This window comes from Guyparkeria hydrothermalis (assembly GCF_023555385.1).
Classification (GTDB): Bacteria; Pseudomonadota; Gammaproteobacteria; order Halothiobacillales; family Halothiobacillaceae; genus Guyparkeria; species Guyparkeria hydrothermalis_A.
This window is the reverse complement of sequence record NZ_JAJSED010000001.1, coordinates 1,801,271-1,819,600: the sequence shown is the minus strand read 5'-3', so window position 1 is coordinate 1,819,600 and position 18,330 is coordinate 1,801,271. Positions and strand designations below refer to the sequence as shown.

Annotated in this window: 16 protein-coding genes; 9 read left to right on the top strand and 7 right to left on the bottom strand. The window is 64.1% G+C overall.

Annotated elements, in window-relative coordinates; all coding sequences use genetic code 11:
- Nucleotides 1-82 precede the first annotated feature (82 nt).
- Nucleotides 83-2,977: a bifunctional [glutamate--ammonia ligase]-adenylyl-L-tyrosine phosphorylase/[glutamate--ammonia-ligase] adenylyltransferase gene (gene glnE, locus LV476_RS08480; protein ID WP_250075235.1), complete on the top strand. Its 2,895-nt coding sequence runs from the start codon at nt 83-85 to the stop codon at nt 2,975-2,977.
- A 15-nt stretch (nt 2,978-2,992) separates the two neighbouring features.
- Here glnE and xth read toward each other — a convergent pair whose 3' ends face one another.
- From xth to dnaA, 7 genes are all read right to left on the bottom strand, one after another.
- Nucleotides 2,993-3,784 (bottom strand): exodeoxyribonuclease III, encoded by a 792-nt coding sequence (gene xth / locus LV476_RS08475; protein WP_250075233.1) that lies wholly within the window; start codon nt 3,782-3,784, stop codon nt 2,993-2,995.
- A gap of 72 nt (nt 3,785-3,856) precedes the next feature.
- A complete protein-coding gene (locus tag LV476_RS08470) occupies nt 3,857-4,804 on the bottom strand; it encodes an E3 ubiquitin ligase family protein (protein ID WP_250075231.1) in 948 nt (315 codons plus the stop codon).
- 25 nt (nt 4,805-4,829) lie between these two features.
- On the bottom strand, nt 4,830-5,402 hold the full coding sequence (locus LV476_RS08465; protein WP_250075230.1) for a LemA family protein: 573 nt from the start codon (nt 5,400-5,402) through the stop codon (nt 4,830-4,832).
- A gap of 62 nt (nt 5,403-5,464) precedes the next feature.
- Nucleotides 5,465-7,876, bottom strand: a complete 2,412-nt coding sequence (gene gyrB, locus LV476_RS08460; RefSeq protein WP_250075228.1) for a DNA topoisomerase (ATP-hydrolyzing) subunit B — start codon at nt 7,874-7,876, stop codon at nt 5,465-5,467.
- 189 nt (nt 7,877-8,065) lie between these two features.
- Nucleotides 8,066-9,124 (bottom strand): DNA replication/repair protein RecF, encoded by a 1,059-nt coding sequence (gene recF / locus LV476_RS08455; RefSeq protein ID WP_250075226.1) that lies wholly within the window; start codon nt 9,122-9,124, stop codon nt 8,066-8,068.
- Between the two features lie 22 nt (nt 9,125-9,146).
- Nucleotides 9,147-10,256: a DNA polymerase III subunit beta gene (dnaN, locus tag LV476_RS08450; RefSeq protein ID WP_250075223.1), complete on the bottom strand. Its 1,110-nt coding sequence runs from the start codon at nt 10,254-10,256 to the stop codon at nt 9,147-9,149.
- A 264-nt stretch (nt 10,257-10,520) separates the two neighbouring features.
- Entirely contained in the window at nt 10,521-11,915 is a 1,395-nt protein-coding gene (dnaA, locus tag LV476_RS08445; RefSeq protein WP_250075220.1) for a chromosomal replication initiator protein DnaA, read from the bottom strand.
- Between the two features lie 329 nt (nt 11,916-12,244).
- Between dnaA and rpmH the strand changes: the two genes are divergently transcribed.
- From rpmH to LV476_RS08405, 8 genes are all read left to right on the top strand, one after another.
- Nucleotides 12,245-12,379, top strand: coding sequence for a 50S ribosomal protein L34 (gene rpmH / locus LV476_RS08440; RefSeq protein ID WP_058574926.1), 135 nt, complete (start codon nt 12,245-12,247; stop codon nt 12,377-12,379).
- Between the two features lie 5 nt (nt 12,380-12,384).
- Nucleotides 12,385-12,804 (top strand): ribonuclease P protein component, encoded by a 420-nt coding sequence (gene rnpA / locus LV476_RS08435; RefSeq protein WP_250075218.1) that lies wholly within the window; start codon nt 12,385-12,387, stop codon nt 12,802-12,804.
- Nucleotides 12,789-13,097, top strand: coding sequence for a membrane protein insertion efficiency factor YidD (gene yidD, locus LV476_RS08430; RefSeq protein ID WP_434062820.1), 309 nt, complete (start codon nt 12,789-12,791; stop codon nt 13,095-13,097). The genes rnpA and yidD overlap by 16 nt, the downstream gene beginning before the upstream one ends.
- 9 nt (nt 13,098-13,106) lie before the next feature.
- Nucleotides 13,107-14,810, top strand: a complete 1,704-nt coding sequence (yidC, locus tag LV476_RS08425; RefSeq protein ID WP_250075216.1) for a membrane protein insertase YidC — start codon at nt 13,107-13,109, stop codon at nt 14,808-14,810.
- Nucleotides 14,811-14,870: 60 nt separating this feature from the next.
- Entirely contained in the window at nt 14,871-16,217 is a 1,347-nt protein-coding gene (gene mnmE, locus LV476_RS08420; RefSeq protein WP_250075214.1) for a tRNA uridine-5-carboxymethylaminomethyl(34) synthesis GTPase MnmE, read from the top strand.
- Nucleotides 16,218-16,310: 93 nt separating this feature from the next.
- Nucleotides 16,311-16,865, top strand: a complete 555-nt coding sequence (locus LV476_RS08415) for a PAS domain-containing protein (RefSeq protein WP_250075212.1) — start codon at nt 16,311-16,313, stop codon at nt 16,863-16,865.
- Nucleotides 16,862-17,431: a GNAT family N-acetyltransferase gene (locus LV476_RS08410; protein ID WP_250075210.1), complete on the top strand. Its 570-nt coding sequence runs from the start codon at nt 16,862-16,864 to the stop codon at nt 17,429-17,431. The genes LV476_RS08415 and LV476_RS08410 overlap by 4 nt, the downstream gene beginning before the upstream one ends.
- A 60-nt stretch (nt 17,432-17,491) precedes the next feature.
- The gene (locus LV476_RS08405; protein WP_250075207.1) at nt 17,492-18,286 is read left to right on the top strand and encodes an EAL domain-containing protein; all 795 of its coding nucleotides are present in this window, start codon (nt 17,492-17,494) and stop codon (nt 18,284-18,286) included.
- Nucleotides 18,287-18,330: the final 44 nt, after the last annotated feature.

Sequence of the window (18,330 nt, the reverse complement as noted above, 5' to 3'; positions counted from 1 at the left end):
TCGCAGGAGGTCGGGGTTTTTTTTGCCCGGCGCGCGGGCTGACCTCTGCAAAGGGCGCTCCCACGGGCGTATCATCGGACGAATGACCGATTCACTCCGCCAAGACGCCGTGTCCGATCTCGACGAAATCACCCCGGATGACGAACTGATCGAACGACTGGCTGCCCATGCGAGCAGCGACAACTTCGATATCGAACAATTACGCTACGTGCTGCGTTGCAGCCCGTTCATCCAGCAGAGCCTGTCGTCCGAGCCCGCCATTCTCGACTACGTGATGGCCGGCTGCGAGGACGACTTTCTCGGCGACGGCCTCGATCGGCGCTTTTCCGCTTTGTCCGGTTCGCGCGAGGAGCGGCTGGCACTGGATGCCACCGACTTCGGCCGCGAGCTGCGGCGCCTGCGCCGGCGCGAGATGATCCTGATTGCCTGGCGTGATCTGCTCGGAATCGACGACACCGACGCGACGCTGCGCTCCCTGTCCCGCCTGGCCGACTTCTGTGTGGCCGAGGCACTGGCCTACCACGAGCATCACCTCCAGGAGCGCTTCGGTCAGCCGCGCGATGCCGACGGCAATCCGGTAGGGCTGGTTGTCATCGGCATGGGGAAGCTCGGTGGCGACGAGCTCAACTATTCATCCGATATCGACCTGATCTTCGCTTATGCCAGCGAAGGCGAGACCGACGGCCGCAAGACGCTGAGCAACGTCGAGTACTTTATCCGGCTCGGTCAGCGACTGATCCGGTCACTCGACGAAGTCACCGGTCACGGCTTCGTCTTCCGCGTCGACATGCGCCTGCGTCCCAATGGAGACGAAGGCCCGCTAGCCATGAGCTTCGACGGGCTGGAGATCTACTACGCCACCCAGGGCCGCGAGTGGGAGCGCTACGCCTGGATCAAGGCCCGCGTGATCGCCGGCGACTTCACCGCCGGCGAGGAACTGATGGACATGCTGCGCCCGTTCGTCTTCCGCCGTTACCTCGATTTCGGCGCGTTCAGCCAGCTGCGCGAGATGAAGCGCCTGATCGAGCGCGAGATGACCGACGCGGCCATGCAGAACAACATCAAGCTCGGTCCCGGCGGCATCCGCGAGATCGAGTTCATCGGCCAGCTGTTCCAGCTGCTGCGCGGCGGGCGCGAACCCGAACTGCAGGGACGGCGGCTGATGCCGGTCCTGCAGATACTCGAGGAGATGGGCGAACTCGAGCCGACGACCGTCGCCGATCTGAGCGAGGGCTACGATTTCCTACGCCGCGCCGAGAACCGGCTGCAGATGCTCTACGACCACCAGACGCAGATTCTGCCGGACAACAAGTTCGACCAGCTGCGGCTGGCGATCTCGATGCACTACGACGACTGGGGAGCATTCCTCTGGGCGCTGGATCAGCACCGGGACCGTATCCATGGCCATTTCTCGCAGGTTCTGCGGCTGCCGAACGAGGACGACGAGGAAGAGGATCCGCTCGAACGCGTCTGGAACGGGCTGGGCGAGACCGGCGACCGCGTCGAGATACTCGAACGGGCCGGCTTCGAGGACCCCGAGACACTAGAACGTCATCTCTCGGCATGGCGGGACACACAGGGACCGGCGATCAACGGCACCGTCGCCCAGCGGCTCGATCAGCTCATGCCGGACCTGCTGCGCGACATCAGCGAATACCGCGACCAGGTCGCGGTGCTCTCGCGCATGCTCGATCTGCTCGCCGCGATCCTGCGCCGCTCGGTCTACGTGGCGCTGCTGATCGAGCAGCCGCAGGCCCGACGACAGCTGGTCCGGCTGGTGCACGGCAGTCCGTGGATCGCCGAACTGCTTACTCAGCACCCCATCCTGCTCGACGAGCTGATCGACCCCGAGACCCTCTACGCACCGCCCGACAAGGCCGAGCTGGCACACGAACTCGGCGAGCTGCTGGGCAAGTGCCCCGATGACGAGGAACGCAGTCTCGACGAACTGCGTCGCTTCAAGCAGCTCGCCACGCTGCGGGTCGCCGCCGCGGACGTGGTCGGCGCCTTGCCGGTGATGCGCGTCTCCGACCAGCTGACTTGGATCGCCGAGGTCATCCTCGAGGCCGTCTACGAGCGAACACGGGCGCAGGTCGAACGCCGCCACGGCCGGCCTCAGGCACTCGATGCCTCGGGTGAACCTTTCACGCCGGGGTTGGCCATCATCGGCTACGGCAAGCTCGGCGGCATCGAACTCGGCTACGGCTCGGACCTCGACCTGGTCTTCCTGCACGATTCGACCGACCGCGAGGCGGTGACCGATGGCGAGAAGTCGATCGACAACAGCCTGTTCTTCGCCCGGCTGGCACAGAAGATCATCCACACCTTGAGCATCCGCACGCCGGCCGGCGTGCTCTACGAGGTCGATACGCGACTGCGCCCCGATGGGGTCGGCGGGCTGCTGGTCTCGTCCGTGAACGCCTTCGCGCAGTATCAGGCCGAACACGCCTGGGTGTGGGAAGTGCAGGCGATGTGCCGGGCCCGATTCGTTGCCGGCACGCCGCGGGTCGGTGAGTTCTTCGACGGCATTCGCCGGGACACGCTCACACAGGCACGCAATGCCGAGGAGCTGCGCGAGGCGGTGGTCGGCATGCGACGCAAGATGCGCGACAACCAGACGCCGACACCCACCGGCTTCTTCCACCTCAAGCGCGACATCGGCGGGATCACCGACATCGAGTTCCTGGTGCAGTACCTGCTCTTGCGTCATGCGCACGAGTCGCCGGACATCCTCGCCTTCACCGACAACATCCGTCAGCTGGACTCGCTGCGCCAAGCGGGACTCATCGATGCCGAAGCGAGCGAGGCGCTGACACAGGCCTACCGCAGCCTTCGCGATGCCGGACATCGACAGGCACTGATGGGTTCTCGATCGGTCGTCGAGGCGCAGGCGTTCGAGGACGAGCGTGAGACGGTCGTGCAACAGTGGCAATCGCTGCTGGGCTGCCCGCCGCCGGGAAGCGAGGCGGAGAGCTAGCCTACCGGCAGCCGGTCAGCTGCCGGGCGCGCCCTGTTCGAGTTCCAGTACCACCGGCGCGTGGTCGGACGGCCGTTCCCAACCACGCGGATCGACGTCGATCCGGCAGGCACTCGAACTAGACCGGAGCGCCTCGCTGATCAGGATCAGGTCAATCCGCAGTCCGCGGTTGCGGCGATAGTTTGCCTGCCGGTAGTCCCACCAGGAAAAGGCCTTCTCCGGCTGCTCGAACAGGCGGAAGGCGTCGATCAGGCCGGTCTCGAAAATACGATCCAGTGCGTCGCGCTCAGGCGTACTGCAAAGGATGCGCTCATTCCATGCCTCGGGATCGTGCACGTCGGCGTCGGTCGGCGCGATATTGAAATCCCCCACCACGACACGCTTATCGTAACGGCCGGCCTCCTCGGCTAGCCATTGCGTCAGTGCCGCGAGCCAGTCGAGCTTGTACTGGTACTTTTCGGATCCCACGGCCTCGCCGTTCACGACATACAGGTTGATCACCCGCAGATCACCGAAGGTGGCAGCGATCACCCGCCGCTGCGGATCCTCGAAACCGGGGATATCGGTGACGATGTCACTGGGCTCCGGCCAATGGGCCGGGTAGACCCAGGCCACGCCGTTGTAGGTCTTCTGACCATTGGCGATGATCCGGTAGCCGGCGGCCTCGATCGCCTCGCGATCGATGGCCTCGTCAAGCTGCTTGAGCTCCTGCAGACCGAGCAGCGTGGCGGGCTGCTCCTCGAGCCACTGCAGTACCTGGGGTTGGCGAACCTTGAGGGAATTGACGTTCCAGCTGGCGATATTCATCGAGCGATGCCTTGGACGAAATCGGTTGGTTAAATCCGCTCCATTCTCGCAGAAACGGCTGACTGCGCGGGGCTAGATGACGCTGCGTGTGGTCTGGGCGATCAACCAGAACACGAACAGAACCAGTGACCCGGTTATGAACGCGCCCGCCTTGAGGGTTTTGCGACGCACGAGCTTGTCCTGCGGCAGGCCGGAGATGATGAACGGATCCCCATTGTCCGGACGACGCATCAGGTGCACGACATTGCTTGCGCTCACCCGCTCGCGATCCGCATCGCTTACGTCCCGTCGCGCCTGGGCACGTGCCAGTCGCATCGCCCACGACCACTCGCGTTCGGATATCTCGCCGTCTCCGTCGAGGTCGAACCGCTGTCGTGCCGTCTCATCTGTCTTCCACTCCCGCAACAGATCCAGGCGCCGCTGCTCGACGGCATCCAGATCACTGCCACCATCATTACGATGGCCGCGGGTCTCCAGCCAACCAAGCACGTACAGCGGCTGTTCGGGCAGCAGCAGCTGTTCGGTGTAGCGGTGTGCCTGGCCGCCGAATCCGGCCGAACTGCCGGTCGACCAGCCTCGGCGTACACCGCGCTCGCGCCAGCGACGTCGGGAATGCGGGATCACCCGGGCGTGATCGGGATCGACGAAGGCCTCGTCGGTGTCGTCATCGACACGAAAGACCGCGTCGCTACGTCGCCGCTCGACAGTGACCCAGCGACGGTTCTTGCCGCTCGACTCCAGGCGCTCGATGGTCATGTCGAACCACAGGCAAGGTGTAAAGGAAAGCGGCGAGTAGAGGGAATGGTCGTCCACGGCCCGTCCGGTGCCTTCGATCTCGTTGAATCCCTGGGCGGCCGAACGCAGGCGGGAGGTCGGGGTATGCGCGATGATCCGGGCCCGGATCAGGGTACGAAAGCCGAGGAAGAGGAAAACCAGCGTGAGGATGGCGGCACCAGCCCAGATTGCGAGGTAGAAACCCGAATCCAGTCCGGTCAGCCAGTCTCGGAAGGCATCGAGCATCGCGCGGTCCGAGGGAGAGAGGTGATTAGCCGAACAGGGTCTTCATGTCGACGTCTTCGGTGGTCTTGCGATCGAATTCCAGCAGGCGGAAGGCGCGGAACCGGAACAGTTGCGCCACCATGACGTCCGGAAACTGCTCGATGCGGATATTGTTGGTGTTGACCGCGGCATTGTAGAACTCGCGCCGGTCAGCGATCTCGTTCTCCAAACCGGTGATCCGCTGCTGCAGATGCTGGAAGGTCTCGTTGGCCTTGAGCTCCGGGTAGGCCTCGGCGACGGCGAACAGGTTGCCCAGCCCCAGGCGCAGGCTCTGCTCCGCACCGCCCAACGCGGCGACGTCACCACGCTGCTGCGCGTCGTTGACAGCCGCCCGGGCTTCCATGACCCGCTCGAGCGTGTCGCGCTCGTAGTGCATGTACTGGCGGGCGGTCTCGACCAGCTTGGGCAGCTCGTCGTGACGCTGGCGCAGCAGGACATCAATGTTCGACCAGGCCTGCGAGACGTTGTGCTTGAGCCGGACCAGGCCGTTGTAGATCACGATCCCCCAAACGAGGATCAGCACCAGCAGAAAAACGATGATCGACAGCGCGATGCCCATGATCCAGACGCCTCCTTGGTCTCCCGCTTCGGCGGGCTTGGGTTGATGTTACCTGTCGCGGGTTACACGTCGATGTTGGACGCCGAGAGCGCGAATTTCTCGATGAAGTCGCGCCGCGGCTCGACCAGATCGCCCATCAGCACGGTAAACACCGAATCGGCGGCTACCGCGTCCTCAATCTTGACCTGCAGCAGGCGGCGGGTCTCCGGGTCCATGGTGGTTTCCCACAGCTGGTCGGGGTTCATCTCGCCCAGACCCTTGTAGCGCTGAACCGACAGACCGCGACGCCCCTCGACCATCAGCCAGTCGATCGCCTGCTCGAAACGCTCGATCGTCTGACGACGCTCGCCGCGAACGACTTCCGCCTGTTCGGTGATCAGCCCGTCCAGACGTTCGCCGAGATCGCCCAGCATGCGGTACTCGTTGCCGTTGAAGAAGGCGGCCGGGATGGTGGTTTCATGTGAAACACCGTGCTGGCTGCGCTCGATGCGGAACACGTGGCCGTGTTCGCCTTCCTCCATCGACACGCTGTACTCGACGCCCGGGTCGGCAATGGCATTCAGCATGCCATTGAAGTGCCCCAGCCAGCCGGCCAGCCGCGATTCGTCGTCCATCATCGCCGGATCGAGGCGACCGATCTGCATCAGTGCCTTGAGCGCGTTGATGTCGAAGCGGTTGGCCATGCGCTCGATCATCGCCTGGGCGGAGAGGTACTCGCGCGCCAGCGATTCGAGCCCCGGCCCGGAGATCGGCGGGATGTTCTCGCCCAGTTCGAGGCGCGCGCCGTCGACCGCCTGCTGCAGCAGGTACTGGTTCAGGGCCAGGTCGTCCTTGAGGTACTGCTCCTGCTTGCCTTTCTTGACCTTGTACAGCGGCGGCTGGGCGATGTAGACGTGGCCACGCTCGACCAGTTCGCGCATCTGGCGGTAGAAGAAGGTCAACAGCAGCGTGCGGATGTGGCTGCCGTCGACGTCCGCATCCGTCATGATGATGATGCGGTGATAGCGCAGCTTGTCAGGATCGAAGTCCTCTCGACCGATGCCGCAGCCCAGCGCGGTGATCAGGGTGCCCACCTCGACCGAGGAAAGCATCTTGTCGAAGCGCGCCTTCTCGACGTTGAGGATCTTGCCCTTCAGCGGCAGGATCGCCTGCGTGCGCCGGTCGCGACCCTGCTTGGCCGAACCGCCCGCGGAGTCACCCTCCACCAGGTACAGCTCGGAGAGCGCCGGATCCTTCTCCTGGCAGTCGGCGAGCTTGCCCGGCAACCCGGCGATGTCGAGCGCACCCTTGCGCCGGGTCATCTCGCGGGCACGACGGGCAGCCTCGCGGGCCCGTGCCGCTTCGATGATCTTCGACGTAATCGCCTCTGCATCGGCCGGATTTTCCTCGAGGAAATCGGCCAGGTGCTCGGCGGTCATCGACTCTACCGCGGTCTTGACCTCCGAGGAGACCAGCTTGTCCTTGGTCTGCGAGGAGAACTTCGGATCGGGCACCTTGACCGAGATCACGGCCACCAGGCCCTCGCGCCAGTCCTCGCCGGTGGTGCTGACCTTGGCCTTCTTCAGGATGCCGTTGCGATCCATGTAGTCGTTCAAGGTGCGCGTCAGCGCGGTACGGAAGCCGGTCAGGTGCGTCCCGCCGTCACGCTGCGGGATATTGTTCGTGTAGCAGAACAGGTTTTCCTGGTAGGCGTCGTTCCACTGCAGGGCAAGCTCGATGCCGACCTCGTCGCGATCGCCGGCGAGGTAGATCACGTTCTTGTGGATCGGCGTCTTGTCCTTGTTGAGGTGCTCGACGAACGCGCGAATGCCGCCTTCGTAGAAGAACGTGTCCGAGCGGCCGGTCTGCTCCTCGGTCAGCGAGATGTTGACGCCCGAGTTGAGGAACGACAGCTCGCGCAGGCGCTTGGCCAGGATGTCGTAGTGGAAGGTGACGTCGGTGAAGATCGTCTGGCTGGGCAGGAAACGGATCTGCGTGCCGGAACGTTCGGTCGGACCCGCGTCCTTCAGGGGATACTGCGGCTCGCCCAGGTGGTATTCCTGCACGAAACGGCGCCCCTGACGCCAGATGGTGAGATCCAGCCGGTCGGACAGGGCGTTGACCACCGAGACGCCCACGCCGTGCAGGCCGCCGGATACCTTGTAGCTGTTCTGGTCGAACTTACCGCCGGCGTGCAGGACGGTCATGATGACCTCGGCGGCCGAACGGCCTTCCTCCTCGTGCAGCTCGGTGGGGATGCCGCGGCCGTCGTCGGTCACCGAGACCGAGCCATCGGCATGGATCACCACCTCGATCTGGGAACAGTGACCGGCAAGCGACTCGTCGACCGCGTTGTCGACGACCTCGAACACCATGTGGTGCAGGCCGGTGCCGTCGTCGGTATCGCCGATGTACATCCCGGGGCGCTTGCGCACCGCGTCGAGCCCCTTGAGGACCTTGATGCTGCTGGAGTCGTAACTGTTTTCGGCGCTCATGCTAAGTCGTGTCCCTTCCTGTCGAGGCGATCCGGCGGGACGCCGGTACGGCCGTTCGGGGAAGTGCGGCCGACGGCCGTTTTCTTCCCGTCACTCCGACGGTATTTCTAAACCTTGTGATCATACCATTTTCCACGCCGAACCTCTGTTCGACTGACCGGCCCCGATCCGGGCGCGGCTGCGGTCCGCTCAGAGCGTCGTTACCTGCCCGCCGTCGACCATGAATCGGGCCTGGATGTCGCCCTCGCCGTCGATCGCATCCGGGGCGATGACGCTGACGAACACCTGGTGACCACTCTCGCCGAGGTAGTCGAGCACGCGCCGGCGATTGCCGGCGTCCAGCTCCGAGGCGAGATCGTCGAACAGCACCACCGCCGGTTCGCCACGCACGCTCGTCCACAGATCGAGGACGGCCAGGTGCAGCAGCACGACCAGCATCTTGATCTGGCCGCGTGAGGCGACCTGGCGCGCATCGTGGTCATCAAGCGCAATGCGCAGATCGGCGCGGTGCGGACCGAACAGGCTGGCCTGCTGGTCACGCTCGCGATCGACGCCCTGACGCAGTGCCTCGACGAGATCGAGGTCCTGACGGTAGCCGGGCAGGTAACGCAACGTCAGCCGGCTGCCCGGCAGCATTCGGTCGATGAGACCGTCGACGCGTGCTTCCAGTTCAGCGAGAACCGCGCGTCGGGCCGCCTCCAGCTCACCGGCAGTCTCCAGGTAGAGCTGATCCCAGGCGGGTTCGTTCCGACCGCGACGCAGCAGCGCATTGCGCTGCTTGAGCGCCCGCTGGAAATCGCGGTGGACGGAATGGAAGTCGGGACGGGCATAGAACCCCACCCGGTCGAGAAACCGTCGCCGGTATTCGGGCGAACCCAGCACGAGATCGTCCGACTGCGGGTGGAGAGCGAGTACCGGCAGCAGCCGGGCGAGTTCACTGAGTCGGGCGACATTCTCCTGGTCGACGCGCAAGGTCATGCTGCGCCGATCGCGCTGCAGCGCCAGCCGGTGGGTTCCCGTAGACGATTGCCCGCCGACCTCGGTTCGCAACAGGAAGTCGTTCTCGCCGTGCCGGATCAGCTCCGCGGGATTGTTGCCTCGAAACGAGCGGCCGAGGCTGAGCGTATGGATCGCCTCCAGGAGGCTGGTCTTGCCCGCGCCGTTGGCCCCGCTGATCAGATTGATGCCGGATGCGGGTTCGAGATCGAGCGGCTCGAGGTTGCGAAACCGCTCCACGTGCAATTGCACCAGTCGGGTCACATCGAACCGCTTAAATCTTCATCGGCATCAGGACGTAACGGGTCCGAACGGCTTCCTCGTCGGTCGGCTGGATCAGGGCGCTGGATTCCGGCGTTTCGAAGTCCATGCGGACCTGCATGTCGTCCAAGTGGGAGAGGATTGCCAGCATGTAGCTGATATTGAAGGCGATCTTGAGATCGTCGCCCTGGTAGTGGACCGGAATTTCCTCGCGAGAGGTTTCCTGGTCGCTGTTGATCGCCTCGATCGCCAGCCGGTCGGCCTGCAGATGGTAGTGCGCACCGGCGAAGCGGTCGGTGTTGAGCACCGCAGCCCGCTGAAGTACCTGCTTGAGGGTCTCGCGGTCGACGTGAACCTGCTTGCTGTTGTTCTTCGGGATGACGCGATCGTAGTCGGGGAAACGCCCGTCGATCAGCTTGCTCACCATGCGCTGGTGGGCGAGTTTCAGTTCGATCTGCTGGGTACTGACCATTAGCTCGACAGCGCTCTCGTCGTCCCGGTCGAGTGCGCGCATCAGCTCCATGACCATCTTGCGCGGCACGATGATGCGTAGCGTGTCACCGACGGCCTGTTCGGTATCGGTTTCGGCAAGGGCGAGACGGTGTCCGTCGGTGGCCACGCAACGGATCCGTTCGGGGCTGACCTCGAACAGCAAGCCGTTGAGGAAGTAGCGCACGTCCTGCTGGGCCATGGAGAACTGGGTCTTTTCCAGCAGTCCCCGAAGGCGATCCTGCGGCAGTACGAGTCGGTGTTCTTCGGTGGTGCCTTCCATGCGCGGGAATTCGTCGGCGGCGAGGCAGGCGAGGCGGAAAACACTCTGGCCCGCCTGGACGATGACGAAGCCTTCTTCCTGACGCAGTCCGATCTGCGATTCGGCCGGGATGGCGCGAACGATGTCGTGCAGCTTGCGCGCATTGACCGTGGTACGGCCGGGTTGGCTGACTTGGGCCGGGCTTTCGCTTTCCAGCTGGATTTCGAGATCGGTGGCGGTGAGCTTAAGCCGATCGGCATCCACCTCGATCAGGAGGTTGCCCAGGATCGGCATGGTTTGGCGCTTTTCCACCCCACCGATCACCCGGTTGATAGCGTCCAGCAGGTCGGGTCGGTTGACGGTCAATTGCATGACAGGCGATTCCTCTAAATCAGTAACAGATGTTTTTGTTCTGTTGATGATGATGAATGTGAAGCAGCGGTTTTCCTTTGGATAAGTGCAAAAAATCCATTTGTATCAGACGGTTTTGCTGCTTAACAGATTTCCGGAACAGCATGGGACGGGTTGTGTATGGATTGGGACCGTTTGTGGAAAACTCGATATCCGTCGTTTCATCCACAGTTTTCCCAGCCTCTGTCCTGCAACGGTTCCCTGTTTGTCCCCAGTCTCGCCGCCTCACACGTTGAGCGTGTGCCGGAGCAGGTTGTAGTCGTCGCTGATCTTGCTGTCTGACTCGCGCAGTTCCTCGATCTTGCGCACCGCATGCAGCACAGTGGTGTGGTCGCGTCCGCCGAACGATTCGCCGATCTCCGGCAGGGAGTGGCTGGTCAGCTCCTTGGCCAGCGCCATGGCAACCTGCCGTGGTCGGGCGATCGAGCGGGTGCGGCGCGAGCCGGTGAGATCCTGGATCTTCACGTTGTAGTACTTGGCGACCGTGCGCTGGATGTTGTCGAGCGTGATCATCTTGGCATGCGCCGAGATCATGTCCTTGAGCGCGTCCTTGGTCGACTCGATCGTGATCGGTCGCTTGGAGAACTGCGTGGTTACGATCACGCGTCGCAGCGCACCCTCGAGCTCGCGGATGTTCGCCTGGATACGTCGGGCGATGAAGAAGGCGACATCAGAGTCGAGATCGATGCCCGACTGCTCGGCCTTGCTGTGCAGGATGGCCACGCGGGTTTCCATGTCCGGCGGTTCGACTGCCACCGTCAGACCCCAGCCGAAACGTGACTTGAGACGCTCCTCGAGCCCCTCGATCTCCTTCGGGTAGCGGTCGCAGGTCATCACGATCTGCTTGCCCTGCTCGATCAGCGCGTTGAAGGTGTGGAAGAACTCCTCCTGGCTGCGCGGCTTGGTGGCGAAGAACTGGATGTCGTCGATCAGCAGCGCGTCGATGCCACGGTAGAAGTTCTTGAACTGTTCGGTGTTGTTGTTGCGGATGGCGGTGATCATCTCCTGCACGTAGCGTTCGCTGTGCAGGTAGATCACTCGCTTGTCGGCCTGCTGGTCGATGATCTGGTTGCCGACCGCATGCATCAGGTGGGTCTTGCCCAGGCCAACGCCGCCATAGATGAGCAGCGGGTTGTAACTGGCGCCGGCATTCGCCGCGACCTGCTGGGACGCTGCGCAGGCCAGCTGGTTGGACTTGCCCTGGACGAAGGTCTCGAAGGTGAAACCGCGGTTGAGGTTGTGGGAGAAGCCTTCCTCGTTGTTGTCGCCCGGCTCCACCGGTTCGGCTTGAGGTGGTTCGGGAACGGTCGCTTGCGGTTGGGGCTTGGGGGGCTCGGATTTACGCGGCGCCGGGGACGCCTTGGGCCGACCGGCTTCGCCGATGCGCAATGACACGTCGAGTTCGGGCTGCCCGGATATCTCGCGGGCATGCAGTCGAATCCGTTCCAGCAGCTTCTGCTCGATCCAGTCGACCGCAAACCGGTTGGGCGCCCACAGCAGCCACTGACTGTCGCTGGCCTGTTCGGCCTGCAACGGAAATATCCACATGGTCAGCTGATCGTTCGGCAGTTCCTGGGCCAGGCGATCAATGCATTGCTGCCACATCGGGAAATGCTGCATGGCGACGGTCGTTCTCCACTGGTTCCGGGCGGCTGGGACAGGGGAGCCATGATAACATCAGCACCCGCCGATCGACATCTTATCCACAAGATGCTCCCGAGCCGTGATGCGACCGATTGGGGATGCTTTTCGACCTGTCAGGGATGCTCCGACAGGGGCGTCGGGCGGTATCACGAGCCGGAAATCGACGCGGGCCTTGACAAAACCCCCTGGTCCGTCAGAGTATTCGGCCCCTTTTTCAAGCGGATACGGTTGACCGAGTCGACCGCTTCGGGCCGATAAACGGCCGATTCGCGCACTAACACCTGAATCAACACTGGGACGTCGTCATGAAAAGAACCTTTCAGCCGAGCAACCTGCGTCGCAAGCGTACCCACGGTTTCCGTGCCCGCATGAAGACCCGTGGCGGCCGCGCCATCATCAACGCGCGCCGCGCCAAGGGTCGCAAGCGCCTGTCTGCCTGAGGCGCATGATTGACGCGTCGCCCGAGGCCCGTCATGCCCGGGCCGAACATGCCGAACCGGTCGCCCCTGTGGGCGGCCGGTTTCCGCGTGCGGCGCGCCTGCTAACGGGCAGGGACTATCAGCGGGTCATGCGAGGCCGCGACCGCGTGCACACCGCGAACCTGATGTTGGCCCTGCACTGCAATCCTGACGGCGAGCCCCGGCTGGGACTGGCCGTCAGTCGCAAGCGGGTCCGTCTGGCGCACGAGCGAAACCGGGTCAAGCGCATCGCTCGCGAGGAATTCCGACTCGCACGCGCCGAGCTGCCCGGCATGGACATCGTGGTGCTGGCCAAACCGGGCGTGGACGACCTTTCCCTGCCCGATCTGCATCGCCAGATGCGCCAGGCCCTGAAAAAGGCGAGCCGGAAATGCGCCGCGTCCTGATCTTTCTGGTCAAGGGCTATCGGTTGCTGATCAGCCCGGTTCTGCCACCATCCTGCCGCTTCTATCCCAGCTGTTCCGAGTATGCTGTCGAGGCGCTCTCGAAACACGGCGCGCTACGAGGAGGCTGGCTGACGCTGCGCCGCCTCGGGCGCTGCCATCCATTCTGTGCCGGTGGTGTCGATCCGGTGCCGGATTCCCCATCCCGGTCGACCGGGTGTTGCGATTCCGACCACGTCGCCGATGCGCCAGCCGATGCCCGTCACGGGCAACAAGCCGTCCAACCGCGAGACTGAAAGACTCCCATGGAACAACGTCGCCTGATCCTGATCATCGCCTTGGGTTTCGTCCTGATCCTGCTCTGGCAGGCCTGGCTGGAGGACAACCAGCAGCCGGTCGACGGTGGCCCCACCGCCCAGACAACACAGGCGGGCGTCGACCAGCCGGCCACTGATAGGCCGGCCGCCGGCGGACCATCAGTGGGCTCGGACAAGGCTGATGTCCCCGCGTCCGGCTCGGCGGATCGGTCGGCGGCCAGCGCTTCGAGCGACCTGATCCAGGTCGAGACCGACGTGCTCTCTCTGGCCATCGACCCCAATGGCGGCGTGATCCGGGAAGCCGATCTGCTCGAGTACCCGGTAACCCTCGACCAGCCGGACGAGCCGGTGCGGCTGCTTCAGGATCGCAGTGGCTTTACCTACATTGCCCAGTCGGGCCTGATCGGGGCAAAGAACGCCCCGGCGCCGGATCACCACGCCCCGTTCCAGGTGGAAAAGCCGGTCTATCGGCTTGATGACGGCGAGTCGGTGCTCGAGGTACCGATGACCTGGGAGCAGGACGGCATCAAGGTCACCAAGACCTACCTGTTCAAGCGCGGCTCCTACACCATCGACCTGCGTTACAAGGTCGAGAACACCACCCAGGCGGAGTGGCGCGGCCAGCAGTACCGTCAGCTGACCCGCTCGCCGTCCTCGCAGGGCATGCAGCTGATGTACACCTATACGGGGGGTGTCTACGCGGGCACGCCGGCCGGGGGTGGCGACCGCATCAGCTACGAGAAGATCGATCTCGACGAGATGGGCAAGCTCAAGCTGCAGAAGGACCTGGAAAACGGCTGGGCGGCGATCATCCAGCACTACTTCCTGAGCGCCTGGATTCCGACCAACGCCGAACAGGTCAATCAGTACTACACGCTGCAGAGCCGCAACGACGGCTTCACCGTCTACAGCCTGGGTCTGATGTCGCCGGTGACCGCGGTCGCGCCGCAGTCGAGCGAGACGCTCGAATCGATCCTCTACGTCGGACCGAAGATCCAGTCGAACCTGGCGCCGCTGGCCCAGGGCCTGGAGCTGACGGTCGACTTCGGCATGCTGACCGTCATCTCGGAGCCGATCTTTTGGCTGCTGCAGCTGTTCCATGACTGGGTCGGAAACTGGGGCTGGGCGATCGTGCTCGTGACCCTGGTGATCAAGCTCCTGTTCCTGTGGCCGTCGGCGGTCAGCTACCGCTCGATGGCGCGGATGCGCGCGGTCACGCCGAAGATGCAGGCCCTCAAAGAGCGCTTCGGCGACGACAAGCAGCGTCTGTCGCAGGAGATGATGAAGCTCTACCAGAAGGAGAAGATCAATCCGCTCGGCGGCTGCCTGCCGATCCTGATCCAGATCCCGGTCTTCATCGCCCTGTACTGGGTGCTGGTCGAGTCGGTCGAGCTGCGCCAGGCGCCGTGGATCCTGTGGATCAACGATCTCACCCAGAAGGACCCCTACTTCATCCTGCCGCTGCTGATGGGCGCATCGATGTTCCTGCAGCAGAAGCTGAACCCGGCACCGGTCGATCCGATGCAGAAGAAGATCTTCCAGTGGCTGCCGGTGGTGTTCACGGTCTTCTTCGCCTTCTTCCCGGCCGGCCTGGTGCTGTACTGGTTCGTCAACAACCTGCTCTCGATCGTCCAGCAGGCGATCATTACCCGCCGGGTTGAGAAGCAGATGGCCGCGAAGAAGTCGTCCTGAGCAGGCTGATGTTTCCCGTGAAACATCACCACTCCTGATCGCTGCGAGACGAATCGCCTGATGACCGAGCCTGCCGTCGACACGATCTGCGCGGTGGCTACCGCCACCGGTCGGGCCGGTGTGGGCGTGGTGCGGCTGTCAGGACCCGAAGCGTGCTCGATCATCGAGCGGCTGACTGGCACCGCCCCCCGCTCCCGGCACGCGCACTACGTCACGCTCAAGCGTCGCGCTGACGGGGAAGTGCTCGACGACGGCATCGTGCTGTACTTCCCTGGGCCGCATTCCTACACTGGCGAGGACGTGGTCGAGTGGCAGGGGCACGGCAATCCGGTGCTGCTGGACGCGGCGGTCGAGGAAATGATCGGTAGCGGGGCGCGCATGGCGCGACCGGGCGAATTCACCGAGCGCGCCTTTCTCAACGGCCGCATGGACCTCGCCCAGGCCGAGGCGGTCGCCGACCTGATCGAGGCCGGCTCCACCCAGGCAGCCACCGCGGCCCGTCGCTCCCTGACGGGCGTGTTCTCGCAGCGGGTCGATGCCTTCGTCGAGCACCTGATCCATCTGCGCATGTACATCGAGGCGGCGCTCGATTTCCCCGAGGAGGAGATCGACTTCCTCTCCGACACCCGCCTGCGCGACCAGCTTGCGAACCTGCGGGAGGAGCTGGCCGATCTCCTGAGTCGTACCGGCGAGGGCGTGCGCCTGCGCGAGGGTCTGCAGTTGGTGATTGTCGGCCAGCCCAATGCGGGCAAGTCGAGCCTCCTCAACCAGCTGGCCGGCGAGTCGCGCGCCATCGTGACCGAAATCGCCGGCACCACCCGGGACGTCCTGCGTGCCGAGATCATGCTCGACGGCCTGCCCATCCACGTGATCGACACCGCGGGCCTGCGGGAGAGCAGCGACCCGATCGAGCAGGAGGGCATTCGCCGCGCCTGGGAGGAAGTCGAGCGGGCGGACCTGATCCTGCTGCTGATCGACGGTGCGCGTGGTCGCTCGGCCGAGGACGAAGCGACGCTGTCGCGCCTGCCGGACAAGCCGCTGCTTACGGTGATCAACAAGGTCGATCTAACGGGGCAACCCGCTTCCGAGCAGGTCGAGGACGCCACCCTGCGTTTGAGTGCCCGCACCGGTGCAGGCATCGATGTGCTGCGACACGAGTTGCGCCACTTGGCCGGCGTGTCCGACCGCGCCGAGGATCCGTTCATCGCTCGCCGCCGGCATCTCGAGGCACTCGAAGCGGCGCAGATGAGCCTCGCCGAGGCGGCCGACTCGCTCGCCCTCGGCGCCGGCGAGCTCGCTGCCGAGTCGCTGCGACGCGCCCAGACCGCGATGGAGGCGATCACCGGCCGGTACACCGCCGACGACCTGCTCGGCGAAATCTTCGGTAGTTTCTGCATCGGCAAGTGACCTGAGCTATTCCTAGCTCCATACTCGGTTGAAGGCGATGGGGGCCGAGGGTGTAATACCCCATCGATTTTTCATCGGGGGAGGAGCGTCGATATGTTGTCGATGGAATATCAGCCACCTGTCGACATATCGCAGGTGACCGGCCGGGTGGTTGGCCTGGGCAGTCATCGCGCCTTGCAGTCGAAGACCGACTGCAAGGGAATCATTACTCAGGCGAGTCGGTCGCTGGCGGAGATTTCCGGCTTCTCGGTCGAGGAGCTGATCGGTCAGCCACACAACATCCTCCGTCACCCGGACATGCCCGACACGGTCTACTACCTGATGTGGAAGGCCATTGGCGAGGGCGAGGAATTTTTCGGCATCGTCAAGAATCGTTGCAAGAGCGGCGATCACTACTGGGTCCTCACCCGGGTCGCGCCGATCCGAAAGAACGGCGAGATCACCGGCTACACCTCGGCCCGTTTCCTGCCGCGCGCCGAACTGGTGCCGGAATGGGAAACGCTGTTCCGCGAAATGCGCGAGGCCGAGCGCAACGCCCGCGGTGATGGCGAGGCGCGCTTTCGACCGGCCATCGACGTGATAAACCGTTTCGTCCATCGGCGCGGTTACGACACGCTGCAGCAGATGGTGCTCTCGGCGCGGGCATGATGGCCGACGGCACCACGACCGGGTCGGCCTGGCTGCCGGCCCCTCGGCATGGCAACGGGTGGCTGTCGCTGGACCCGGTCGACGAGAGTGAACTCCCCGTGATCGCCGCACTGGCCGAACGTGTCTGGTGGCAGGTATACCCGCCCATCATCGGGGCGGCGCAGGTGCACTACATGCTCGGGCGAGGTTACGCGCTTTCGGCCCTGCGCGCCGACCGACGTGCCGGCACGCGTTTTCTGCTCTACCGGCTCGGTCCTGTTCCGATCGGGTTCGCCGCCTGGCGGCCCGAGACGGGCCGCGGCTTCATCGACAAGCTTTATCTCCTGCCGTCACTGCACGGTTGCGGTCTGGGTCGCTGGTTGATCGAGGCGACCTGCCGGCAGATCGCCGCGACCGGACGAGATATCGCCTCGCTGCGCGTCAACCGTCACAACCGCGCGGCGATTCGTGCCTATCGTCGGGCCGGTTTTGCGATCACTGCCACGGATTGCCTTCCCATCGGGCTCGGCTTCGTCATGGATGATTACCTCATGTGTCGCACCGGCCTGCAGGGGCTTTTTTGCTAGACTGAGCCCCCCGGGGGAGACGGCCCGCCGGTCGATATCACGCCCGTGCCGGGAGGCCAGATGCAGCAGCAAACCGAGCTGAACGACCTCGAGCTCTTTCCTGATGGGGTGCGTCAGGTCGCCTGTGGCAACTGTCTCAGGGAGGCCCGTGATCGGCTCGGTTTCCGCTTCTCGATGGCGTTCCAGCCGATCGTCGATGTCGCCCGAGGCTCGGTGTACGCCTACGAGGCCTTGGTGCGCGGTCCCGATGGAGAGCCGGCGGGGTCCGTGTTGTCCAAGGTCAATGACGGCAACCGGTACTATTTCGATCAGGCCGCCCGGGTGACCGCGATCCGATTGGCGTCTCGTCTCGGCATCGAAAGCCATCTGAGCATCAACTTCATGCCCAACGCGGTCTACCGGCCCGCGGCGTGCATACGCGCGACGATGGAGGCGGCCGACATTTACGGCATTGATCCGAGCAAGCTGATCTTCGAGGTCACCGAAGCCGAACAGATTTCCGATCGCAACCACCTGCGGGCTATTTTCGACGAGTACCACGAACGCGGCCTGAAGTGTGCGATCGACGACTACGGCGAAGGATTTGCCGGGTTGAACCACCTGATCGAACTCGAACCGGACCTGGTCAAGATCGATCTCAATCTCGTGCGCGGCGTCGACTCGCACCCGGGCCGCCAGGCGGTGATCCGTTCGACTGCGCTGATGTGCGAAGAAATGGGTATCACGCTGGTGGCCGAGGGTGTCGAGACACGGGCCGAGTACGAAACCCTGCGCGAATTCGGCATCACGCTGTTCCAGGGGTACTGGTTCGCCAAGCCGGCCTTCGAGGCGCTGCCCGAACCGCGACTGCCCTGATTTGTCCCGTGACCCGGCACGCGCCGCGGTGCCGATCGTCCGAT